General features: G+C 64.7%; 19 protein-coding genes. 8 read left to right on the top strand and 11 right to left on the bottom strand.

The genetic code is table 11. The features are described 5' to 3' along the window. The first annotated feature begins 25 nt into the window (after positions 1-25). Complete coding sequence (locus J7I79_RS16155) at positions 26-790, top strand: DUF4191 domain-containing protein (protein WP_214954876.1); 765 nt, start codon at positions 26-28, stop codon at positions 788-790. A gap of 108 nt (positions 791-898) precedes the next feature. Continuing rightward, on the top strand, positions 899-1,261 hold the full coding sequence (locus J7I79_RS16150; RefSeq protein WP_396020206.1) for a DUF3817 domain-containing protein: 363 nt from the start codon (positions 899-901) through the stop codon (positions 1,259-1,261). A gap of 57 nt (positions 1,262-1,318) precedes the next feature. On the opposite strand, the gene J7I79_RS16145 is transcribed toward J7I79_RS16150, so the two are convergent. Then, positions 1,319-1,756, bottom strand: a complete 438-nt coding sequence (locus J7I79_RS16145; protein ID WP_214954874.1) for an RDD family protein — start codon at positions 1,754-1,756, stop codon at positions 1,319-1,321. Positions 1,757-2,041: 285 nt separating this feature from the next. Between J7I79_RS16145 and glnA (J7I79_RS16140) the strand changes: the two genes are divergently transcribed. Then, a complete protein-coding gene (gene glnA / locus J7I79_RS16140; RefSeq protein ID WP_214954872.1) occupies positions 2,042-3,466 on the top strand; it encodes a type I glutamate--ammonia ligase in 1,425 nt (474 codons plus the stop codon). 132 nt (positions 3,467-3,598) lie between these two features. On the opposite strand, the gene J7I79_RS16135 is transcribed toward glnA (J7I79_RS16140), so the two are convergent. The 5 genes from J7I79_RS16135 to glnA (J7I79_RS16115) form a co-directional block, all read right to left on the bottom strand. Continuing rightward, positions 3,599-5,410 (bottom strand): S-layer homology domain-containing protein, encoded by a 1,812-nt coding sequence (locus J7I79_RS16135; protein WP_214954870.1) that lies wholly within the window; start codon positions 5,408-5,410, stop codon positions 3,599-3,601. A 452-nt stretch (positions 5,411-5,862) separates the two neighbouring features. Next, positions 5,863-6,387: a GNAT family N-acetyltransferase gene (locus tag J7I79_RS16130; protein ID WP_214954868.1), complete on the bottom strand. Its 525-nt coding sequence runs from the start codon at positions 6,385-6,387 to the stop codon at positions 5,863-5,865. Positions 6,388-6,487: 100 nt separating this feature from the next. Beyond that, positions 6,488-6,907, bottom strand: a complete 420-nt coding sequence (locus J7I79_RS16125) for a VOC family protein (RefSeq protein ID WP_214954866.1) — start codon at positions 6,905-6,907, stop codon at positions 6,488-6,490. Positions 6,908-6,979: 72 nt separating this feature from the next. After that, complete coding sequence (locus J7I79_RS16120) at positions 6,980-9,991, bottom strand: bifunctional [glutamine synthetase] adenylyltransferase/[glutamine synthetase]-adenylyl-L-tyrosine phosphorylase (RefSeq protein WP_214954864.1); 3,012 nt, start codon at positions 9,989-9,991, stop codon at positions 6,980-6,982. A gap of 9 nt (positions 9,992-10,000) precedes the next feature. Further along, on the bottom strand, positions 10,001-11,341 hold the full coding sequence (gene glnA / locus J7I79_RS16115) for a type I glutamate--ammonia ligase (RefSeq protein ID WP_104175506.1): 1,341 nt from the start codon (positions 11,339-11,341) through the stop codon (positions 10,001-10,003). Positions 11,342-11,630: 289 nt separating this feature from the next. On the opposite strand from glnA (J7I79_RS16115), the gene panB reads away from it, so the two are divergent. Continuing rightward, positions 11,631-12,536 (top strand): 3-methyl-2-oxobutanoate hydroxymethyltransferase, encoded by a 906-nt coding sequence (panB, locus tag J7I79_RS16110; RefSeq protein WP_214954862.1) that lies wholly within the window; start codon positions 11,631-11,633, stop codon positions 12,534-12,536. 64 nt (positions 12,537-12,600) lie between these two features. On the opposite strand, the gene J7I79_RS16105 is transcribed toward panB, so the two are convergent. Further along, positions 12,601-12,765 (bottom strand): SPOR domain-containing protein, encoded by a 165-nt coding sequence (locus J7I79_RS16105; protein ID WP_214954860.1) that lies wholly within the window; start codon positions 12,763-12,765, stop codon positions 12,601-12,603. Positions 12,766-12,890: 125 nt separating this feature from the next. Here J7I79_RS16105 and map point away from each other — a divergent pair, with 125 nt between their 5' ends. The 3 genes from map (at position 12,891) to J7I79_RS16090 (ending at position 15,421) form a co-directional block, all read left to right on the top strand. Then, complete coding sequence (map, locus tag J7I79_RS16100; RefSeq protein WP_214954858.1) at positions 12,891-13,769, top strand: type I methionyl aminopeptidase; 879 nt, start codon at positions 12,891-12,893, stop codon at positions 13,767-13,769. A 73-nt stretch (positions 13,770-13,842) separates the two neighbouring features. Then, a complete protein-coding gene (gene ppgK, locus J7I79_RS16095; protein ID WP_104175503.1) occupies positions 13,843-14,646 on the top strand; it encodes a polyphosphate--glucose phosphotransferase in 804 nt (267 codons plus the stop codon). A 16-nt stretch (positions 14,647-14,662) separates the two neighbouring features. Then, positions 14,663-15,421 carry an SDR family oxidoreductase gene (locus tag J7I79_RS16090; protein ID WP_214954856.1) on the top strand — a complete coding sequence of 253 codons (759 nt, stop codon included), beginning with the start codon at positions 14,663-14,665 and terminating at the stop codon, positions 15,419-15,421. Between the two features lie 69 nt (positions 15,422-15,490). On the opposite strand, the gene nrdR is transcribed toward J7I79_RS16090, so the two are convergent. The 3 genes from nrdR to J7I79_RS16075 all read right to left on the bottom strand — a co-directional run bounded on the left by nrdR (position 15,491) and on the right by J7I79_RS16075 (position 18,211). Next, complete coding sequence (nrdR, locus tag J7I79_RS16085) at positions 15,491-15,985, bottom strand: transcriptional regulator NrdR (protein WP_104175501.1); 495 nt, start codon at positions 15,983-15,985, stop codon at positions 15,491-15,493. 109 nt (positions 15,986-16,094) lie between these two features. Then, positions 16,095-17,471, bottom strand: coding sequence for a histidinol dehydrogenase (gene hisD / locus J7I79_RS16080; protein WP_214954853.1), 1,377 nt, complete (start codon positions 17,469-17,471; stop codon positions 16,095-16,097). 95 nt (positions 17,472-17,566) lie between these two features. Then, complete coding sequence (locus J7I79_RS16075) at positions 17,567-18,211, bottom strand: hypothetical protein (protein ID WP_214954851.1); 645 nt, start codon at positions 18,209-18,211, stop codon at positions 17,567-17,569. A gap of 182 nt (positions 18,212-18,393) precedes the next feature. On the opposite strand from J7I79_RS16075, the gene J7I79_RS16070 reads away from it, so the two are divergent. Next, positions 18,394-18,852, top strand: coding sequence for a flavin reductase family protein (locus J7I79_RS16070; RefSeq protein ID WP_251042894.1), 459 nt, complete (start codon positions 18,394-18,396; stop codon positions 18,850-18,852). 12 nt (positions 18,853-18,864) lie between these two features. Here the strand turns inward: J7I79_RS16070 and dnaE are convergent, their stop codons facing one another. Next, on the bottom strand, positions 18,865-22,422 hold the full coding sequence (dnaE, locus tag J7I79_RS16065) for a DNA polymerase III subunit alpha (RefSeq protein ID WP_104175497.1): 3,558 nt from the start codon (positions 22,420-22,422) through the stop codon (positions 18,865-18,867). Positions 22,423-22,456: the final 34 nt, after the last annotated feature.

Raw genomic sequence — 22,456 nt, 5'->3', positions numbered from 1 at the left:
ATAAATCACGTAGAATTAAGGCACTATGGCGAATTCCCCTGATTCCAGCAATCCGACTCCGGCAGCCTCCGACGCTCCGAAGCGTGGCCTCTTCTCTCGCAAGCCGAAGGAAGCCAAGGTCAAAAAGCCCAGCAGGCTGAAGCAGATCAACGAAGTCTTCCAGATGACCCGCCGCCATGATCCCATGGTGGTCTGGCTCATGCTGCTCTCCTTCCTGGGCGTCGTGGCTGTCAGCTTCCTGGTGGGCTACCTGCTCGAAAACTGGATCACGGGCCTGATCATCGGTGTCCCGCTTGGTCTTCTTGCCGCCACCCTGATCCTCTCCCGCCGGGCTGAGCGGGCCGCCTTTGCCCAGATCGAGAACCAGCCCGGTGCATCCGGCGCAGCCCTCGGCACGCTGAAGCGCGGCTGGATCACCGAAGACCAGCCCGTCGCCGTCAATCCCCGCACCCAGGACGCCGTGTTCCGCGCCATCGGCCGCCCCGGCGTCGTCCTGGTCAGTGAAGGCCCCACGCACCGCGTCAGGCCGCTGGTCGATGCGGAACGCAAGCGTCTGGCGCGCATCCTGCCCAACGTCACCGTGCACGTCATCGAGACGGGCCGCGGCGAAGGCCAGGTTCCCCTCAGCCAGGTCGCCAAGAAGATGAACAAGCTGGACAAGGAACTCACCAAGCTCGAAGTGAGCGCAGTGTCCAAGCGCATCTCCTCGCTGGGAAACCGCCTCCCCATCCCCAAGGGAATCGACCCCTACAAAGCCCGGCCGGACCGCAAAGCAGCCCGCGGCCGCTAACAGCACCGTCAACGCCCCGGCGTCCGGCCATCCGGCCGGCAACCGGGGCGTTTGCTTTGGGACAGCCACTACCAGCCGACCAATGTCGAGAGTGAAAAACGGAGAATCGTGAAACTGCCCTCGAAATCAGCCGTCATCCGCCTCTTCCGGATACTCGCCATAGCCGAAGCGTTCAGCTGGGCAGCCCTCCTGACCGGAATGTACTTCAAGTGGGTGGCCCGGGCCTCGGAGCTGGGCGTGGAGATTGCCGGACCGGTTCACGGGGCCCTGTTCATCGCCTACGGAATGGCGGCATTGGCTCTCTGGCGGCTGCAGCGGTGGCCGTTCCTGGTGGCGTTCTTCGCCGGGCTCTCCGCAGTGTTCCCGTTCGCCACCGTCCTGTTCGAACGCTGGGCGGGCAAGCGCGGGTACCTGACCCCGGCCGGCATCGGACGATCCGCAGACCAAGAGCGCGAGACCGCCAACGTCTGACCCGCTGCGGTCTACACGGCCCGGCTACAGCCGGACTGGCGCTGGATACGGTCCTGACTACAGCCGGATGAGGATGGTGTTCATCGCCTTGTCGTGCAGGCCACGGTGATCCGGGTCAAAGATGACCGCCGGGATGACCAGGCACAGGAGCACGGTGCGGACCAGCGCGGCCAGCGGCCCTGCCGGAGCGCCGCCCAGGCGGACAACATGGATTCCAGCGAGACGGTGGCCGATGCTGTAGCCGAGGGTTCCGATGAGCAGGATCTGTTCGGCCGCAAACACGGCCAGCGTTGCCCACGGGTCGCCGCCTAAGGCGAAATTGCTGATCAGGAGCGCCAGGCCCCAGTCGATGCAGATGGCAAGGATTCGGCGCCCCGCCCGGGCGATGGAGCCCGGTCCCGCCTCGGGCAGGCCAAGTCGCTCCCCGGGATATTTGGAAATGCCTGACGTGTCCGGCCCACTGAGCCACGAGCCTATGTCTTTGCGATCAACCACGGATCAAGACTATCCGCTGCAGGAAGGCCACTGTGAAGTTCCGGGTGAAGTTCACACTATGGATGCGGATAGACCACAGTGTGGACACCGTATAGCGTTTACATATCAGGCGGTTATGTAACCTGCCGGAAACAAAGCGGACACGGACGGGAAACCCCGTGTCCCTAGGGTGGTAACAGTTGCTAGCGAGCTGGGAGCGGGGGCACTTTTGTGTTTTCGCGCCGTCGGATTGCGCTGGACCATATGGCTTTCAAGCCAGTTATTACATATGCGTAAGGAGCATAGATGTTCAAGACTGCGGACGAAGTCCTCAAGTTCATCAAGGACGAAGATATTAAATTCGTCGATATCCGCTTCACCGATCTCCCTGGTGTGCAGCAGCACTTCAATGTGCCGGCGAAGAGCGTTGATGCAGACTTCTTCATCAATGGCCAGCTCTTCGACGGTTCCTCCATCCGCGGTTTCCAGGGCATCGCTGAGTCCGACATGCAGCTCATCCCGGATGTCACCACGGCGTTCCTGGACACGTTCCGCATGGAGAAGACCCTCGCGCTGAACTTCTCCATCGTGAACCCCCGCACGGGCGACCCGTACCACCGCGACCCCCGCGGCGTGGCCGAGAAGGCTGAAGCCTACCTCGCGTCCACCGGCATTGCGGACACCGCATTCTTCGCACCCGAGGCCGAGTTCTTCGTGTTCGACAACGTCCAGTACCAGTCCTCCCCGCAGGGCAGCTTCTACAAGATCGACTCGGAAGAAGCGCACTGGAACACCGGCCGCGAGGAAGAAGGCGGAAACCTCGGCTACAAGACCCCCGTCAAGGGCGGCTACTTCCCGGTTTCCCCCACGGACAAGCAGGCCGACCTGCGCGACGCCATGTGTGTTGCCCTGGACGAGGCCGGCCTTGAGGTTGAGCGCAGCCACCACGAGGTCGGTTCCGCCGGCCAGGCTGAAATCAACTACAAGTTCACCACGCTGACCCACGCTGCTGATGACCTGCAGAAGTTCAAGTACGTCATCAAGAACACCGCTGACGCCTGGGGCAAGTCGGTCACCTTCATGCCGAAGCCCGTCTTCGCCGACAACGGCTCCGGCATGCACTGCCACCAGTCGCTGTGGAACGGCGGCGAGCCGCTGTTCTACGACGAGAAGGGTTACGCCGGCCTGTCCGACATGGCCCGCTGGTACATCGGCGGCCTGCTGAAGCACTCCTCCGCCGTGCTCGCGTTCACCAACCCGACGGTTAACTCCTACCGCCGCCTGGTCAAGGGCTTCGAAGCTCCGGTCAACATGGTTTACTCGCAGGGCAACCGCTCCGCCGGTATCCGTATCCCCATCACGGGTTCCAACCCGAAGGCCAAGCGCATCGAATTCCGCGCTCCGGACCCCTCCTCGAACCCGTACCTGGCATTCGCTGCCCAGCTGATGGCCGGCATTGACGGCATCCGCAACCGCATCGAACCGCCGGCTCCCATCGACAAGGACCTCTACGAGCTCCCCGCCGAGGAAGCCAAGGACATCCCCAAGGCTCCGGGCACCCTCGAAGAGGCCCTGGACGCACTGGCCGAGGACAACGAGTTCCTGCAGGCCGGCGGCGTGTTCACCCAGGACCTGATCGACACCTGGATCGAGTACAAGTACGAGTACGAGATCAAGCCGCTCTCGCTGCGCCCGAACCCCTACGAGTTCGAGCTCTACTACGGCGTCTAGTCAGACCCCCGGCCTAAACCGCGTTTAGTCCGCAGAAAGCCCGCATCTACTGCTTCGGCAGCAGATGCGGGCTTTTCTGTGTCTCAGGTACAGTCTGCCCCCCCAGTCCCCTTCCGGCTATGGCGGGCCGGGTCAGGCCACGCAGCCGCCCTTGGCTGCCACGTAACTGTCGAGACGGTAGATGAAAGCGGCCATCTGCTCACGGGTAACGGCGTCGGCCGGCCGGTAGGTGCCGTCGGCCCAGCCGGTTGAGATGAGGGCGGACTTCATCCAGGAAATCTCCCGATAGAAGCCGCTAGCGGGCGTCATGTCGACGAAGGGGGAAACGACGGGCCCAGCGACTTCGGCGTCTGTTATGCGGCAGAGCTTGCCCGCGTACCGGTTGATGAAGGCGGACATCGCCTCGCGGGTGATCGATTCATAAGGCCGGTAGGTCCTGTCGGCCCAGCCCGTGGAAAGTTCGGTGTAGTTCATCCACGCAATCTGAGGGTAGAAATCGTGGGAGGTCGGAACGTCGATGAACGGTGACACGGTCGGCGGTGTGAAGTCCGGGCTACCCGCAAGTCGGTACATAAAGGCGGCCATGGCCTCCCGTGACATCGTGCTGAACGGCCGGAAGGTACCGTCGGCCCAGCCGGTGGACAACTTTTGGTAGTACATCCAGTCGATCTGGGTCTGGAATGCGGACTGATACGCGTCAACGAACGGCGAGGCGTTGATGGTGACGCCCGCTGACGTGCTCGTCACGTAGTCGACCGTCACCCTCGTGCCTGTATAGGTGGTGAAGGTCTGGCCGGCCTGCCAAGTCTGGTTGGGCGCGTAGTAGCCCGAGAAAGGGAGGGTAGATGGCATGAGAATCAGTGAACTGGCGGCGGTGGCTCCTCCTGACTGGACAATCTTGACGCCCCGGTTGCCGCTGACGGCCGTCGATGTGTCGTAGCCGACAGGCAGGCGCAGTTCCAGGTAGTAGACCTCCTTGCTCTTCGGATCGGTGAACTTCACTGCGCGGTTGGCGTCGCTTCCGGCCCAGGCCTTCAGCGTGTATTTCGTGATTCCCGAAACCAGGCCGGCGTTTAGGATCTCATCACCTCGGCCGAATCCCCCGCGGTCCCAGAAGCTGGAGCTGATGGCCGGAATGCTGTACTGTGCCGCACCCATCAGATCGGTCGTATCGCCGTACTCACGGATACTGCAGGACGTGTCTGCAAATCCCCCGGTGGTGCTGGGGCCGACGTCGGCGATGCCGCTGCCGCATTGCAGGCTGTCGGCGTGCATGAGGCCGAGAACGTGTCCGAATTCATGGGCCACCACGTTGTTGGTGAACTTGCTGGGCAGGGGCATCAGAATACGCCCGCTCGTGCCGTCACTGCTGGCTCCGAAGCCCAGGGCTCCCCACGAAAGGGTGGGAACCGGGACGTAGATCACCAAAGCGGTGTAGGGACTGCTGACCCAGCCCAGTTCGCGGGTCACCGTGTTGGTGATCGTGTAGTAGTCCTGGCTGGAGGTCGCCGAGGATTTGAAGCCCGTCCGAACGGAGGCCACTGACATGGAAAGCCTGTTGTTGGACATGGCCTTCCAATAGTTGCTCGAAGCTGTGATTCCGTTCTTGGCCGCATCCAGGGAAATCCCGCTGGTGTCCGCGGCGCTCTTGTCCGCCAACTGAACCGTTACCAGGGCCACCTTGATGTCCCCGGTCCTGGTGAGGCCGGCGGCACCTTGGAGTTCCAGCGCCTCGGTGCCGAGTTCCTGGCCCTTCGGCAGTTGGGCAACGGCCGTTTCCGAAGCGTGGGCGGCGTGCGGAGTGCCTTCGACCTCCTCGACAGTGACGTTCCCGGGTGAAGGGGCAGTGGCGGCCATGGTTGGTGAAGCCGGCAGGTACGCCAGCACGGCCGACGAAAGAAGCAAGGCAGCAACGAGGGCCGCGGATCGCTGAAAGAGAGGCATGGTGACTTTCGTGATGAAGGGCTTGGGGGACCTGGGAGGACCGCCCTGCAGGAGGTCTCCCATTTCCGGTGCCGTCCGTGCTCCTGCCGAAATCCCGGAATCGTTTCGGCATTGCCAGCGCGCCGAAGCAGCTGGATTGACGGACCCGTGGAGGCTAGGTGCCGGCGCCCCGCATGGTGGCGAACCGGAAGCGGGAAGGGTATGTGTCGCTCCGGGCGCTGATCGTGCCGACTGTGCCGAATATCACGAAGGCGATTGCGAATCGATGGGGTGAAACGCGCGTGGAGGAGTCAACTGATGGGCCCGCTCCGCTATTTTGTGCGCGTGACATTTACTGTTCCCCATATCACAGATGCATTCAGGATGCACTAAAGATAGCATGTGCCCCTCCAGTCACAGCAACCCCATGGAGCACACCCGTATGCGAGGGGAGAAGGAATCAGACTGCCGGCCTACGGAACGCAGAACGCCCGGTACATGGTCCGCTGCGGTCCGGCGTCGCCGCCGAGGTACTGTCCGTGGTCCTCGAAACCGGCCTTCCGGTAAGCGGCCTGTCCTGCCGGGTTGCGTTCATTCACGGACAGCACGACGCCGGTCTCTCCCCCGCCCAGCCGGACGGTGAGTCTGGCCGCTTCACGGACGGCAGCCGCAGCCGCCTGGGTGCCAAGCCCCCGGCCCTGGCGGGCGCGGTCGATGAGGAAGCCCCGCAGGAGCCAGACTGAGTCGTCGTCGTCCCACCCGGCCAGGGACGCCGCGCCGCGTTGAAGCGTGAACACACCGACGGCTTCTCCGCCGGAGTCCACCACATAGGGAAACCGTGAGTCCTCTTCCAGCGCTATGAGCATCATGCGCAGCGGATCCCCTGCGAAGTCCTGCTGGCCTTCCGCGAGTCCCAGTTCGGCGACTTCGCCCAGTTTGACGGCTTTGGCGTCGTCGTCGAGGCTCTTTAGGGCGATGAGCCACACGGAATCAGGCATGGACTGAGCCTACCCAGAAACCACGACGCCGGCCGTCACCTGGGAAGGCGACAGCCGGCGTCGCGCTTTGGGCCAGTAGTCGTTGGTTGGCGTGCAGGGGTTACGGCGCCTGGGCGTCGGCAGGCGGTCCGGCAGGGTCCATCCAGAAGACCTCCCAGAGATGGCCGTCCGGGTCCTGGAAGCTGTGGTTGTACATAAACCCGTAGTCCTGGGCTTCCTGCGCAGGGGTGCCTCCCGAGGTCAGGGCCTTCCGGACCGTGTCGTCAACGGCTTCGCGGCTGTCAACGGAGAATGCCACGATTGCTTCGGCGGTGCCGCCGGTGTCCGCTATGCCCTTGGAGATGAACGTCTTGAAATAGCCTTCCACCAGCAGCATGACGTAGGCGCCGTCATTGACGATCATGCAGGTGGCGTTTTCGTCGGTGAAATCTGGGTTGAAGGAAAAGCCGAGCGCCGTGAAGAACTCGACCGACCTGTTCAGGTCTGCGACGGGAAGATTCAGAAAGAGTTGCGTGGCCATGCGCTCAAACTAACATCGGCGCCCGTTACCTGTCAGCCCCCGGCACCCCGGCGCAACACGTCTCGAGGCCTGCTACTGGCCGTAAAAAACCCGTTCGAAAACCGCGCGGGTCCGCCTGCTGAGCCGCAGGTAGTCCTCTTCGAGTGCAGCCGCGTTGCCCGGCTGGTAGCCGCACCAGCGGGCGACGGCTTCCAGGTCCCGGCGGGAGGACGGCAGGACGTCGGAGGCGCGGCCCGTCCAGATGACATTGGCCGACCTGATGCGGCTCGCCAGCCGCCAGGCCTCCAGCAGCAGCGAGGCCTCGTCCGGCTCCAGGAAGCCCAGTGACGCTGCTGCTTCCAGAGCCGGCACGGTGGATGTTGTCCGCAGTTCCGGGTGCTTTCCCGCATGCTGCAGCTGCAACAGCTGAACGAGCCACTCGACGTCGCTCAGGCCGCCGCGGCCCAGCTTGAGGTGCCGCGCGGAGTCCGCTCCCCGGGGCAGCCGCTCTGATTCGACCCTGGCCTTGACTCGCCGTATCTCCCGGACGTCCTTCTCCGACAGTTCCGCCGGATATCGGATCGGATCGATCAGCTCCACGAAATCGTCAGCCAGCTCGTCGTCCCCTGCGATGGGCAGTGCACGCAGCAGCGCCTGCGCCTCCCAGACGAGCGACCATCTGCGGTAGTACTCCGCGTACGAATTCAGGGAGCGGACCATGGCGCCGCTTTTGCCTTCGGGGCGCAGATCGGCGTCCACCATCAGTACACGCTCGGCGAGAATGGCCGGCTTCAGCGGCTGGGTCAGCAGGTTCGAAATGTGGCCCACGATCTGGGCGGCCTGGTTCTGCGCCTCTTCGTCGGGAACGCCGGGCAGGCCGCGGTACACGTACATCACGTCCGCATCCGAGCCGTACCCGATCTCGCGGCCGCCCTGCCGGCCCATGGCAACCACGAGGACGCTCGTCTTCAGCGGGCCCGATGCGGCCACGATTCCTTCGGCTACGCGCAGGGCGCCCAGGACAGCGGCGCGGTCCGTGTCTGCGAGGGCTGCCCCTACCTGGTCCTGGTCCAGCAGGCCGGCACTGTCCGCAATGGCGACCCTGAGGATTTCCCGCCGCCGGATCAGCCGGATGAGGCGCATGGCGCTTTCCGGGTTCTCGTGCCGCGACATTTTCGAGGTGATTTCCAGCCACTGCGCCTCGAACTCCAGCGGGGCCAGTTCCTTGTCCGTCCCCAGCCAGGCCACGGATTCCGGGGAGACCTCAAGGAGGTCGGCGATCAGCCGGGAGTTGGAGAGCACATGGCAAAGCCGCTCGGCGGCGGCCGTCGAGTCCCGCAGCATTCCCAGATACCAGTGTGTTGTTCCGAGCGCCTCGCTGACGCGGCGGAAACCCAGCAGGCCGGCGTCGGGGTCAACCCCGTCGGCGAGCCACCCCAGAAGGATGGGAAGGAGCTGGCGCTGCAGCGCCGCCCGCCGGCTCACTCCCGCGGTGAGCGCCTCGATGTGCCGCATGGCCCCCTGCGGATCCAGGTAGCCAAGGGCGGCCAGGCGGCCCTGGGCGGCCTCCGGTGTCAGGCGTGCATCTTCGCTGCTTAGCTTTGCGGCGGTGTTCAGCAGCGGCCGGTAAAAAATGCGCTCGTGCAGTTCACGGACGGACCGCTTTGTCTTCTGCCAGGCTGCCAGCAGCGCATCGGGGTGCGGCCGTTCACGCGCGAACGGGCCCAGCACGGCCTTCGCGAGGGCGCGCAGGGCCTCGTCCCTGACCGGCATGAGGTGCGTGCGCCGCAGCTGGAAGAGCTGGATCCTGTGCTCCAGGAGCCGCAGGTACCGGTAGGCATGGTCGAATTCCGCGGCGTCCGTCCGGCCGATGTAGCCGCCGGCTGAGAGTGCGGCAATCGCCGAGGTGGTGTCGCGGTGGCGCAGGGATTCGTCGGCCTTTCCGTGGACCAGCTGCAACAGTTGCACGGTGAATTCGACGTCCCGAAGGCCGCCGCGGCCCAGCTTGATTTGTCGCTGTTCCTCGTCCGCGGGAATGTTGTCCGTGACCCGGCGGCGCATGGCCTGCACCGATTCCACGAATCCTTCCCGGTTTGCCGAACCCCAGATCAGGGGCAGGACTGCGGCCTCGTACCGGGCGCCCAGTTCTGCGTCGCCGGCGATGGTCCGGGCCTTCAGGAGTGCCTGGAACTCCCAGCTTTCAGCCCACCGTGCGTAGTAGCTCTGATGGGACGCCAGGGTCCTCACCAGCGGTCCGGACTTGCCTTCGGGCCGCAGGTTCGCATCCACTTCCCACAGGCCGGGTTCCCGGCCGATGGACATGATGGCCCTGGAGATACCGGTGGCGAGGGCTGTGCCGATGGTGTTGGCGCGGGCATCATCCAGCTCGTCCGCTTCGATCACGTAGATGACGTCGACGTCGGAGATGTAGTTAAGTTCGCGGGCACCGCACTTGCCCATGCCTATGACGGCCAGGCCGACGTCGGCGACCTCCGACGCCGAGAACTGCTCCCCCGCTTCGGCCCGGGAGACGGCCAGCGCCGCCTCGATCGCCGCTCCGGCGAGGTCCGCCAGTTCGGCACCCGCCGCGGGCATGAAATCCAGCGGATCAGCGGCACACAGGTCCTTGACGGCCAGGTCCACCACCCCGCGCCGGTATGCGGTCCGCAGCGCTACATAGGCGTCCGGACCGGACAGCCCGGCCACCGGCCTGCGCGCCTTCGGGTCGGCCTGCACGGACTTCAGGAGGCGCGCGCGGAGTTCTCCGGCGTCGGCAGGGACGGGCTCCGGGCTTGCCACTACGTCGAAGGCTTCCAGGTGTTCCGGATGGCGGATCAGGAATTCACCCAGGGCCTCGGAGGCCCCCAGCACTCGGTACAGCGGCTCGCTCGTATCGATGTCCGCCGCCGCGAGCTTCCGTAGGTCGGGATGCTTTTCGATCAGGCGCACCAGCGACTGCAACGCAGTGTCCGGGCTGGCGGCCAGGTGGAAGCCCGCGAACAGTGCCTCCTGGTCGATTCCTTCCAGTTCGCGGGCAGCAAGGAACCGCTCCCCCTTTTCCAGGTCACTGAAACCGGCGGAGATGAGGCGACGGGCAAGGCTCACCGCTGCCGCCTAAAGGATGCCGAGATTACGCTGCAGCTCGTAGGGCGTGACCTGGAGACGGTAGTCCTGCCATTCGGCGCGTTTGTTGCGCAGGAAGTACTCAAAGACCTGCTCACCGAGGATCTGCGGCATGAGCTCGGAATCCTCCATGGCCCGGATGGCGTCGTGCAGGCTGGCGGGCAGCGGATCGTGGCCCATGGCGCGGCGCTCGGCCGAGCTCAGCGACCAGATGTCGTCTTCGGCTGCGGCGGGGATCTCGTAGCCTTCTTCGATGCCCTTGAGTCCGGCGCCAAGCAGCACGGCGTAGGCGAGGTAGGGGTTGGCTGCGGAGTCGATGCCGCGGTACTCGATGCGGGCGGACTGGCCCTTGCCCGGCTTGTACAGCGGGACGCGCACCAGTGCGGAGCGGTTGTTGTGGCCCCAGCTCAGGTAACTCGGGGCTTCGCCGCCGCCCCAGAGCCGCTTGTAGGAGTTCACGAACTGGTTGGTCACGGCCGTGAATTCGGGGGCGTGCTTGAGGATGCCCGCGATGAACTGCTTGGCCGTCTTGGACAGCTGGAACTCCGCACCGGCTTCGTAGAAGGCGTTGGTGTCGCCTTCGAAGAGCGAGAAGTGCGTGTGCATGCCGGAGCCCGGGTGGGCCGTGAACGGCTTGGGCATGAAGGTGGCGTACGTGCCCTGCTGCAGGGCCACTTCCTTGATGACGGTGCGGAACGTCATGATGTTGTCCGCGGTCTGCAGGGCGTCGGCGTAACGGAGGTCGATCTCGTTCTGGCCGGGCCCGGCTTCATGGTGGCTGAACTCCACGGAGATGCCCACGGACTCCAGCATGGTGACTGCGGTGCGCCGGAAATCCTGCGCGACGCCGCCCGGGACGTGGTCGAAGTAGCCGCCCTCATCCACGGGGATGGGCGAACCGTCCGGACCGGGCTCCTGCGACTTCAGCAGGTAGAACTCGATCTCGGGATGCGTGTAGCAGGTAAAGCCCATGTCCGCGGCTTTTGCCAGGGTGCGCTTGAGCACGTTGCGGGGGTCGGCGGCCGAGGGCTCGCCGTCGGGCGTCAGAATGTCGCAGTACATACGCGAGGTCTGTTCCGTTTCCCCGCGCCACGGCAGGATCTGGAACGTCGAGGGATCCGGCTGCGCCAGCATGTCCGATTCGAACACGCGGGCCAGGCCCTCAATCGCGGAGCCGTCAAAGCCCAGGCCCTCTTCGAAGGCACCCTCGACTTCGGCAGGGGCAAGCGCAACAGACTTGAGTGAACCCACGACATCCGTGAACCACAGACGCACGAACCGCACGTCGCGCTCTTCGATCGTCCGCAGGACAAACTCTTGCTGGCGGTCCATTATGGCCTCTTCTCCGGATCAACTTTTTGAAGCCCCGGGTCCGTATTCCTTAGAGCCGGCGGCAGCTCACGATTCACTTTACTAAGCATTCCCGCTGAATGTTGGAGCCGGAGGTCCGCGTAACACAGCATTAACACGCACAGGGTCCCGTATCACCGGCCAATTGCCCCGCGGCGGCCCCTCGGGACGGCGACAAGGAGCCGTCAGGACACCAATTTGTGACGCGATTCACCGGCAACGGCAGGCCGCCCGGTAGCTAGGACGCACAGTACCGCATTACGCTCTAGCCATGGCCACAAGCAACAGTTCCGATTCCAGCATGTCCGCTGAAGTACCTGCTCCCTACGGCAACGGCCCCGCCCAGCCGGCTGCAACGACGCCGGCCACAGGCAGGAAGCCGGTGGCCCGAATCCGGACCCACCACCTGCAGCAGGCCAAGGAAAACGGTGAGCACTTTGCGATGCTCACGGCCTACGAGCAGTACACGGCCGAGATCTTCGACGAAGCGGGCATCGAGGTGCTCCTGGTCGGCGACTCCGCCTCCAACAACGTCTTCGGCAACGAAACCAGCCTCCCGGTCACCGTGGACGAGCTGCTGCCGCTATGCCGGGCCGTTGCACGGTCGGCCAAGCGGGCCCTGGTGGTCGCGGACCTTCCCTTTGGAAGCTACGAGGTGTCAGCCGAGCAGGCAGTCGCCACCGGCGTCCGCTTCCTGAAGGAAGGCCTCGCGCATGCCGTGAAGATTGAAGGCGGCAAGTTTTATGCGGACACCGTCCGGGCCATGGTCCAGGCCGGCATTCCGGTCATGGCGCACATCGGTTTCACGCCGCAGAGCGAGCATTCCCTGGGCGGTTACCGGGTCCAGGGCCGCGGCGACGATGCACAGCGGCTTATTGACGACGCCGTGGCCCTCGCTGACGCCGGTGCCTTCAGCGTGCTGATGGAGATGGTTCCGGCCGCCACCGCCGCCGCCGTCGACGCTGCAATTTCCGTTCCGACCGTCGGCATCGGTGCCGGCAACACCACCACGGGCCAGGTGTTGGTCTGGCAGGACATGGCCGGGCTTCGCGGCGGCAAGATGGCCAAGTTCGTCAAGCAGTATGCCGACCTGCGCACGTCGCTGAGCAACGCGGCGAAGGCGTATGGCGACGACGTCCGGACGGGCCAGTTCCCCGGCCCCGAGCACTCGTTCTAAGCCTCCGGCCCCTTCCACCCGTATGGCCGGCGTTTCGGGGTGCGGTGCGGGCTGCTAGCGCAGCCTAGTCCTCGTCGCCCTTTTCCCAGGCTTCATTGCGTGCCTTGACTTTCTCCAGCGCATGCTCGGCTTCCACGCGCGTCTTGTACGGTCCGATCAGCTGGGTCCAGTCGGACATGGCGTCTTCTTCCACCTCGTGGGTTTTGACGTTGTACCAGTATTCGGTCATCGCTGCTCCTCGCATTCTGCAGGCTCCCTGCCTGCCGAGAGTGATCCACGTAACGTAAAACTCCATCGGGTTCCGATGGGACTTTCCGTTACATGGGCTTCCATGCCGCCTTATATGATCAATCTATGCCTTCTCTTGCCTCGACTGCACCCACCGGCACGCTGGTCCCCGGAACCGTCAGCCCGCAGCTGCCGGTCCCGGCATCAATTCCCCGCCCCGAGTACGTGGGCAAGCCTGGTCCGGAGAAGTTCACCGGCTCGGAAGTAAAGTCCGCCGAGACCATCGAGAAGATCAGGGTCGCCAGCCGGATCGCGGCCCAGGCCATCGTGGAGGTTGGCAAACACATCCGGCCCGGCGTCACGACGGACCAGCTGGACAGGATCGGCCACGAGTTCCTGCTCGACCACCACGCGTATCCCTCGACCCTGGGCTACCGGGGCTTCCCCAAATCGCTGTGCTCGTCCCTGAACGAAGTGATCTGCCACGGCATACCCGACACCACGGTGGTCCAGGACGGCGACATCCTGAACATCGACATCACCGCCTTCATCGGCGGCGTCCATGGCGACACCAACTTCACCTTCCTGGTAGGCGACGTCGACGAAGAATCGCGGCTCCTCGTGGAGCGCACCCAGGAATCGCTCAACCGCGCCATCAAAGCTGTTGCTCCAGGGCGAGAAATAAACGTCATCGGCCGCGCCATCCAGTCCTACGCCAAACGTTTCGGCTACGGTGTTGTCCGGGATTTCACCGGCCACGGTGTTGGCGAGGCGTTTCATACCGGCCTGATCATTCCGCATTATGACGCAGCTCCCGCGTACAACACGGTCATGGAAGCGGGCATGGTGTTCACCATTGAACCGATGCTGACGCTGGGAACGGTCGAGTGGGACATGTGGGCTGACGACTGGACCGTGGTGACCCGGGACCGCAAGCGCACGGCCCAGTTCGAGCACACCCTGCTCGTCACCGAGTCGGGCGCCGAAATCCTGACTCTGCCCTGATTTCCCGGCCGGCACCACCGGCACCTTTACCCGCTACGCCCATTGCCCGACACCAGCCACGAACGGAATCACATTGGCCAAGAAGGACGACAAGTCAACCAAGAACGCCCCGCTGATCGGCATTGACATCGGCGGCACCGGAATCAAGGGCGGCATTGTCGACCTCAAGAAGGGCAAGCTCGTAGGGGACCGCTTCCGCGTTCCTACGCCGCAGCCAGCCACGCCGGAGTCCGTTGCCGAAACGGTGGCCACGGTCGTCGAGGAGCTCAACGCACGGCCGGACGCTCCTGCCCTGGATTCCCCGATCGGCGTGACCTTCCCGGGCATCATCCAGCACGGTGTGGTTCACTCTGCAGCCAACGTGGACAAGTCCTGGCTCAACACGGACATTGACGCCCTGCTGACGAAGCGCCTGGGCCGCCCGGTCGAGGTCATCAACGACGCCGACGCCGCCGGCCTCGCCGAAGCCCGCTACGGCGCCGGAGAGGGCGTCTCGGGCACGGTCCTCGTCATTACGCTCGGAACAGGCATCGGCTCCGCCTTCATCTTCAACGGCAAGCTGGTCCCGAACGCCGAACTCGGACACCTCGAAATTGACGGTTTTGATGCGGAGAGCAAGGCGTCCGCCGTGGCCCGTGAGCGGGACGGCCTGAGCTGGACCGAATACAGCGTGCTCCTGCAGCGCTACTTCTCCCACGTCGAGTTCCTCTTCTCCCCTGAACTGTTCATCGTCGGCGGCGGCATTTCCAAGCGCGCCGACGAGTACCTGCCGCACATGAAACTGCGTACGCCGATTGTGCCGGCCGAACTGAAGAACGACGCCGGGATTGTCGGCGCCGCGATCGAGGTCGCGCTGACGCACAAACTGGCCAAATAGGCCGGGCGCCGGTTCCGTGGCTGCCGCAGGCAGGGGTGTTGCCATTGTCACCGGGGCAAGCCGGGGAATCGGCGCCGCGATCGCCCTCCGCGCGGCGGAAGCCGGATACGCCGTGCTGGTCAACTACTCCGCCGACGCCGCCGGTGCCGCGTCCGTGGTGCGGGAAATCCGTGGGTGCGGCGGGGATGCGCTGGCCCACCAGGCAGATGTCAGCGATCCGGCTGCCGTTGGATCGATGTTTGACCGGGCCGCCGGCTTGGGCCCCGTTACCGCCGTCATTAATAATGCCGGTATCACGGGCAACCTGATCGGTAATCTCGCGGACGTGCCGGCGGCCACCGTCCGCCGCGTCATGGACGTCAACGTCTCCGGCCTCATCTACGTCTGCCAGGAAGCCGTGCGAAGACTCAGCACCGGCACGGGCGGGCCCGGCGGGTCCATCGTGAACATATCATCCACCGCCACAAAGGCCGGGTCTCCGGGCACCTGGGCGCACTACGCCGCGTCCAAGGGAGCCGTGGATGTGCTGACCGTCGGTCTGGCCTCGGAGGTCGCCGCGCAGGGAATCCGCGTCAACAGCGTCGCGCCCGGAAGCACCAACACCGGGCTGCACGCGGCGGCGGGAATGCCTGACCGGGTGGAACGCCTGAATCCGACGATCCCCATGGGCCGTGCCGCTGAGCCTGATGAGGTGGCGGCGGCGGTGATGTGGCTGTTGTCAGGCGAAGCCGGCTACGTTACGGGAGCCGTACTGCCTGTTGCCGGCGGCCGCTGACCGCGTCCGTTCCCTCTGGGGTGGTGCCGGTGGTGGCGTCGGCTTCCCCTCCGTTGCCACCACCGGAGTCTAGAGCGGGCTCTTCTCGGAGTTCTGGCCCTTGGCCTTCGCCTCAACTTCCGCTTCATGGCGAAGGATGGAGATGGCCGTCTCAAAGTCCTCCAGGGATTCGAATGCCTGGTACACACTCGCAAAGCGGAGGTACGCGACTTCGTCCAGTTTCTGGAGCGGGCTGAGGATGGCCAGGCCCACCTCGTGGGCGTCGATTTCCGCGGCGCCGGAGGCCCGGATGGTTTCTTCGACCTCCTGCGCCAGCATGGCGAGGTCGTCTTCGGTCACGGGCCGGCCCTGGCACGCTTTCCGGACCCCATTGATCACCTTGCTCCGGCTAAATGGTTCGCCGACGCCGGAGCGCTTGATGACGGTGAGGCTGGTGGTTTCCACCGTAGTGAACCGGCGGCCGCATTCCGGGCACTGGCGGCGGCGGCGAATGGCGGAACCGTCGTCGGCCATCCGGCTGTCCACGACGCGGGAATCAGGGTTGCGGCAAAACGGACAATACACGTTGTTTCCTTCCCCTGCCGAACTTCGATTGGCCGGAATACATTCTTCCAACCTCAGTTTACGACTAGATGTAGCTGAATAACAAGCCTGTAATTACTACATGTAGTGGTTAGGCGTCGCCGGCGAACCGTGCCGTAACGGCCTCGCCGTGGGCCGGAAGGTCCTCTGCCCCGGAGAGGCTGACGATGTGCCCGCTGACCTTTTCGAGGGCCGACTTGCTGTAGTTGACCACCTGGATGGCGCGAAGGAACGTGGTGACGTTCAGGCCGGAGGAGAAAGCAGCCGTGCCGCTGGTGGGCAGCACGTGGTTGGAGCCGGCGCAGTAATCCCCCAGGCTCACGGGGCTGTAGTCCCCCACGAAGATCGCTCCCGCGTTGCGGATGCGTGCCGCAACGGCCGGTGCATCCGCCGTCATAATCTCGAGGTGCTCCGCGGCGTAGGCATCACAGGCGGCGATTCCCTGTTCCAGGTCGTCCACCAGCACCACGCCCGACTGCGGGCCCGACAAGGCCTCCCGCACCCGGTCGGAGTGCTTGGTGAGTCCCGCCTGCACCTCGAGTTCCCCGCGGACGGCCTCGGCGAGGGCTTCGGAATCGGTGATGAGGACCGACGCCGCCTTCGGGTCGTGTTCAGCCTGGCTGATAAGGTCAGCGGCGACCAGCGACGGACGGGCCCCGCTGTCCGCCAGGATGGCGATTTCCGTGGTGCCTGCCTCGGAATCGATGCCGACCACACCCTTGACGAGCCGCTTGGCCGTGGCCACGAATATGTTGCCCGGCCCGGTCACCACATCCACCGGATCCAGGGCTGCCTCCGGGTCCTCCGCGGGAACACCGTAGGCGAACGCCGCGATGGCCTGGGCGCCCCCGATGGCGTACACCTCCTCGATGCCAAGCAGCGCAGCAGCAGCCAGGATGGTGGGGTGCGGGAGTCCGCCGAAGTCCTTCTGGGGCGGCGACGCCAAGGCAATGGATGCAACCCCGGCCGCCAGCGCGGGGACTACGTTCATAATGACCGACGACGGGTAGACCGCCAGGCCGCCGGGGACGTAAAGCCCCACGCGGCCCACCGGCACCCAGTTCTGGCTGACGACGGCGCCTTCGCCCAGTTCGACGTCGATGTTTGCCGGCCGCTGGCTGTCGGCGAACCTGCGCGCGCGGTTGATGGATTCTTCCAGGGCGGCCCGGACTGCGGGGTCGAGGTTCTCCAGTGCCGCGCGCAGCGCGGCGGCAGGCACCCTGGGGTGTTCCTGCTCGACGCCGTCGAACGCCTTCGCGAACTCGCTCAGCGCAGCGAAGCCCCGGGTGCGGACCGCGGTGATGATGTCCGAGACTTTCTGCTCGGCGTCCGCCATGGTCTGGTGCCGGGCCCGGGGAACGGCAGCGCGGAGCCCGGCCAGGGAGAGCCGCTGGCCGCGCAAATCAATGGTGCGGTAACTGATGGCCGTCGTGGTGGTCTGTGCGGGGCTGTCCGGGGAAGTGGTCACCAGCCCATTTTACGTGCCGCGGGGAGAGCTTTGTTCAGTGTTAAGTCCGCGTGGGTCAGGCTCCTAACCGGCGGCCTCCCCCGCCAGCGGGCGGGCTAGTTGTCCTGTACCGGCGGTTTGCCCAGGAGGCTGAGCAGGTTCACCACAAACACTGAGATGGCCACGGCTGCCGGCCATACTGCCAGGACGGCGTAAGAACGAAGTGAGAAGGCGATGCTGACGTTCGGGGCAGTATCCTCGGCCGGGCCCCACCATTGCCCTGCCAGCACGCCGGCCTGCCAGGCGATGACGGCGCCAAGCGCCCCGCCGATCACGGCGAGAACCACGGTTCCGGGCGCCGGAGCGCCGGTTCGCTTCCCGTTGAGGAGGAATCCCGTCAGGCAGCCGGCCAGCAGGAACATGCCGGCCAGCACCAGGTCCCGCGGCAGCCATCCTTCGGCATTCGTGCCGGTGGCCAGGGCGGGGTCGCGGGTCAAGAGGTTTAGGCCGCCCGGCGCCAGCAGCCACCACAGAAGTCCCACCGGAAGCCCGGCAGCGGCAATGATTGCGGGCCGCCGCCACGCCGCCGGTTCCCCGTTTCCGGGACCGGACTCCTCGCCGGACCAGGCCGTCCGGCCGCTCCCGCCGAAATCCGAATCTCCCTCAGCGCGGTAAAGTTCACCATAAGCGGGTGGGCTGCCGGTATCCCTGGAATGCCTCGGATTCTGTGGAACCGGGCCGTTGCCTGGTGGCTGTGTCATGAAACAAACATTAACAAACGTTCACCGTGGTTATACAAATGACGCGGCGGGTAAATAAGTGACGGCCACTTCAGGGCGCGCCCATACGCTGGCATGCAGGACGCAACAAACAACAGTTTTTGGCAGGGAGTTAGATCACAGTGACCTCAGACAACGCAGCCTTCGAAGGCACGTTCAAGGAGATGTTCCGCCGGCACGCGGCCGGCGTGGCAATTATCACGGTGAACTACAACGGCGTCCCGTACGGCTTCACGGCCACCTCCGTGGCATCGCTGTCCGCGCAGCCGCCGCGCTTCACATTCAACATGGCCCGCAGCTCCAGTTCATGGCCCGCGGTGGCCAACACCACCCACATCGGCGTCCACATGCTCGGGCTGGAGAACCAGGAACTCGCCGACCGCTTCGCCCGCACCAAGAACCGGTTCGAGGGTGACCACTGGGAGCTCGGACCGCACGAAGTGCCCATCCTCAAAGACGTAGCCGGCTGGCTGATCGGCAAGATCCAGATGCGCCTCTCCTTTGAGAACAACGCCGTTGTGGTGGTGGAGGTCGTGGAGGGCCAGGTGGGCGAGGACGGCTCGCCGCTGCTCTATCACTCGGGCTCCTACAGCCAGCCCGTCCCGCTCGACTACGAAATCTAGGTCCCCGCGGCCTCAGTTGTCCAGGCAGGTCGGGCCGAGGAGCACCTTCAGGTCGCCGAAAAGTGACGGGCTGGGGTTGACCCTCAGGTGCACCGGCAGGGCCATGACTTCCACGCGGGTGTCGCCCTGCAGGTGCAGCCTGACCTCCGAATTGCCGCGGTGGGTCCGGAGCACGTCACCGAGTTCCGTCACCACGGCCTCGGTGGCCTTGTGCGTCTGCATGGTGATGACCACGGGGCCGTTCAGGCCTTCGCTGAGGTCCGGCACGGACAGTTCCATGCAGTTCAGCGCGACGGCGCCGTCGTCGCGGCGCTGCAGCCGGCCCTTGACCACGACGACCAGGTCTTCGGCCAGCACGGACGCGATAGGACCGTACACCTGGCCGAAGAACATGACCTCAATTGAGCCACCCAGGTCTTCGATCTCCGCCCGGGCATAGGCGTTGCCGCTGGCCTTTGCGATCCGTCGGCTCAGCGAGGTGATCATGCCCGCAATGGTGATGATGGCGCCGTCGTGCGGGCCGTCCTCCGCGATGACCGAGGTGATGGACTGGTCCGCGTGCTGGCTCAGGAGGCCTTCGAGCCCCTGCAGCGGGTGGTCCGAGACGTAGAGCCCGAGCATGTCGCGTTCAAACGAGAGCTTGTCCTTCTTCTCCCACTCGGGGAGGTCGGGGATCTCGATGCTCAGGGACGCCTCGGATTCGGCTTCGTCAAAACCGGCGAACAGGTCGAACTGCCCGATCGCCTCGTTGCGCTTGAGCGTGATGACGGAGTCGATCGCTTCTTCATGGATCATGGCCAGCGCACGCCTGTGGTGGTTCAGGGAGTCGAACGCTCCGGCTTTGATCAATGATTCAATCGTTCGCTTGTTGCAGACCACCGCAGGGACCTTCATGAGGTAGTCCTTGAAGGACGTATAGGCGCCTTCCTTTTCGCGCGCCGCCACCATCGCCTCGACGGCGTTCACGCCGACGTTGCGGATGGCGCCCATCCCGAAGCGGATGTCGTTGCCCACAGGGGTGAAGTTGAGGGCTGACTCGTTGACGTCGGGCGGCAGCACCGTGATGCCCATCCGCCGGCATTCGTTGAGGTAGATCGCCGACTTGTCCTTGTCGTCGCCCACCGAGGTAAGCAGGGCAGCCATGTACTCCGGCGCGTAGTGGGCCTTCAGATACGCGGTCCAGTAGGAGATCACGCCGTAGGCGGCCGAGTGCGCCTTGTTGAAGGCGTAGTCGGAGAACGGGAGCAGGATGTCCCAGAGGGTCTTGACGGCGGCCATGGAGTAGCCGTTGTCCTGCATGCCCTGCGAGAAGCCGGCGAACTGCTTGTCCAGCTCGGATTTCTTCTTCTTGCCCATGGCGCGGCGCAGGATGTCGGCCTGGCCGAGCGTATAGCCGGCGAGTTTCTGCGCCACGGCCATGACCTGCTCCTGGTACACGATCAGGCCGTAGGTGCCACCGAGGATCTCGGAGAGCGGTTCCTCGAGTTCCGGGTGGATCGGGATGACCTCCTGGATTTTGTTCTTGCGCAGCGCGTAGTCGGTGTGCGCGTTGGCGCCCATGGGCCCCGGCCGGTAGAGGGCCAGCACCGCGGAGATGTCTTCGAAGTTGTCAGGCTTCATGAGCTTGAGCAGCGAACGCATGGGGCCGCCGTCGAGCTGGAACACGCCCAGGGTGTCACCACGGGCGAGGAGCTCGTAGGACGCGGTGTCGTCAAGTTCCAGGGTTTCGAGGTCCAGGTCGATGCCGCGGTTCATTTTGATGTTTTCCAGGGCATCCGAAATGATCGTCAGGTTCCGCAGGCCGAGGAAGTCCATCTTGATCAGGCCGAGGCCTTCGGACGTCGGATAGTCGAACTGCGTGATGACCTGGCCGTCCTGGAAGCGGCGCATGATCGGAATCACGTCGATGATGGGGTCCGAAGACATGATGACACCAGCGGCGTGGACGCCCCATTGCCGCTTCAGGCCCTCAATGCCCAGTGCCGTCTCGAAAACCTTGGCAGCCTCGGGGTCAGTGCTGATGAGCTGGCGGAAGTCACCGGCTTCGCTGTATCGCTTGGCTTCCTTGTTCTGGATGTCGGCCAGCGGGATGTCCTTGGCCATCACGGCCGGTGGCAGCGCCTTGGTCAGCGTCTCGCCCATGCTGAAAGGGTAGCCCAGCACACGCGATGAGTCCTTGAGTGCCTGCTTGGTCTTGATGGTGCCGTAGGTGACGATCATCGCGACACGTTCGTCGCCGTATTTGCGCGTGACGTAGTCAATCACTTCGGAGCGGCGCCGGTCATCGAAGTCGACGTCGAAGTCAGGCATGGAGACGCGGTCCGGGTTGAGGAACCGCTCGAAGATCAGGCCGTGGTGTAGCGGATCAAGGTCGGTGATGCGCATGGCATACGCCACCATGGAGCCTGCACCCGAGCCACGTCCGGGACCAACGCGGATGCCGTTGTTCTTTGCCCAGTTGATGAAGTCGGCAACCACGAGGAAGTAGCCCGGGAAGCCCATGGAGGTAATGACTTCCAACTCATAGTCGGCCTGCGTGCGGACCTTGTCCGGGATGCCCTGGGGGTAGCGGTACTGGAGTCCCTTGTCCACTTCCTTGACCAGCCAGGACGTCTCGTCCTCCCCCTCCGGGCAGGGGAACCGGGGCATGTAATTGGCACCGGTGTTGAATGAAACTTCGCAGCGCTCGGCGATCAGGAGCGTGTTGTCGCACGCCTCCGGGTGGTCGCGGAAAAGTTCGCGCATTTCCTGCGGTGACTTCAGGTAGTAGCCGCTGCCCGAGAAGGCAAAGCGTGAACCGCCGTTGTCGTAGGTCGGCTCCAGGAGGGTGGAACCCGACTGAATGGCCAACAGGGCCTCGTGCGCCTTCGCATCGTGCTCGTGCGTGTAGTGCAGGTCGTTGGTGGCCACCAGCGGCAGGTTCAGGTCCTTGGCCAGGCGCAGCAGGTCGCCGGTGACACGCCGCTCGATATCCAGGCCGTGGTCCATGAGCTCGCAGAAGTAGTTCTCCGCGCCAAAGATGTCGCGGAACTCAGAAGCAGCCTCAAGCGCTTCGCGGTACTGGCCGAGCCGCAGCCGGGTCTGGACTTCACCGGACGGGCAGCCGGTGGTGGCGATGAGCCCTTCCGAGTATGTGTTCAGCAGCTCGCGGTCCAGCCGGGGCCATTTGCCGAAGACCGAATCCAATGACGCGATCGACGAGGCGCGGAACAGGTTCCGCATGCCCACGTTGTTATAACTCAGCAGGGTCATGTGGGTGTAGGAACCACCGCCGGAGACGTCGTCCTTGCGCTGGCTTTCCTCGCCCCAGCGGACCCGGCTCTTGTCACCGCGGGCGGTTCCGGGAGTCACATAGGCTTCGACGCCGATGATCGGCCGGATGCCCTTGTCTGTGGCCCTCTTCCAGAAATCGAAGGCGCCGAAGAGATAGCCATGGTCCGTAGTGGCCAGGGCGGGCATGCCCAGCCGCTCGGTTTCATCGAAGAGCTCTCCGAGCCGGGCGGCGCCGTCCAGCATCGAGTACTCGGTGTGGTTGTGGAGATGGACAAACGAGTCGTTGCTGGAAGTCACCGGACCATTCTAGTGCCGAGCGGCGACAGTTCCG

Source organism: Arthrobacter sp. ISL-69, assembly GCF_018613775.1.
Taxonomy (GTDB): domain Bacteria; phylum Actinomycetota; class Actinomycetes; order Actinomycetales; family Micrococcaceae; genus Arthrobacter.
The sequence above is the reverse complement of the archived record's forward strand: the minus strand, read 5'-3'. Positions and strand labels throughout refer to the sequence as shown.

Coding starts and splice junctions, on each gene's coding strand:
- J7I79_RS16155 (WP_214954876.1), top strand. CDS start 26: ATGGCGAATTCCCCTGATTCCAGCAATCCGACTCCGGCAGCCTCCGAC.
- glnA (WP_214954872.1), top strand. CDS start 2,042: ATGTTCAAGACTGCGGACGAAGTCCTCAAGTTCATCAAGGACGAAGAT.
- J7I79_RS16135 (WP_214954870.1), bottom strand. CDS start 5,410: ATGCCTCTCTTTCAGCGATCCGCGGCCCTCGTTGCTGCCTTGCTTCTT.
- J7I79_RS16130 (WP_214954868.1), bottom strand. CDS start 6,387: ATGCCTGATTCCGTGTGGCTCATCGCCCTAAAGAGCCTCGACGACGAC.
- J7I79_RS16125 (WP_214954866.1), bottom strand. CDS start 6,907: ATGGCCACGCAACTCTTTCTGAATCTTCCCGTCGCAGACCTGAACAGG.
- glnA (WP_104175506.1), bottom strand. CDS start 11,341: ATGGACCGCCAGCAAGAGTTTGTCCTGCGGACGATCGAAGAGCGCGAC.
- panB (WP_214954862.1), top strand. CDS start 11,631: ATGGCCACAAGCAACAGTTCCGATTCCAGCATGTCCGCTGAAGTACCT.
- J7I79_RS16105 (WP_214954860.1), bottom strand. CDS start 12,765: ATGACCGAATACTGGTACAACGTCAAAACCCACGAGGTGGAAGAAGAC.
- map (WP_214954858.1), top strand. CDS start 12,891: ATGCCTTCTCTTGCCTCGACTGCACCCACCGGCACGCTGGTCCCCGGA.
- J7I79_RS16075 (WP_214954851.1), bottom strand. CDS start 18,211: ATGACACAGCCACCAGGCAACGGCCCGGTTCCACAGAATCCGAGGCAT.
- J7I79_RS16070 (WP_251042894.1), top strand. CDS start 18,394: ATGTTCCGCCGGCACGCGGCCGGCGTGGCAATTATCACGGTGAACTAC.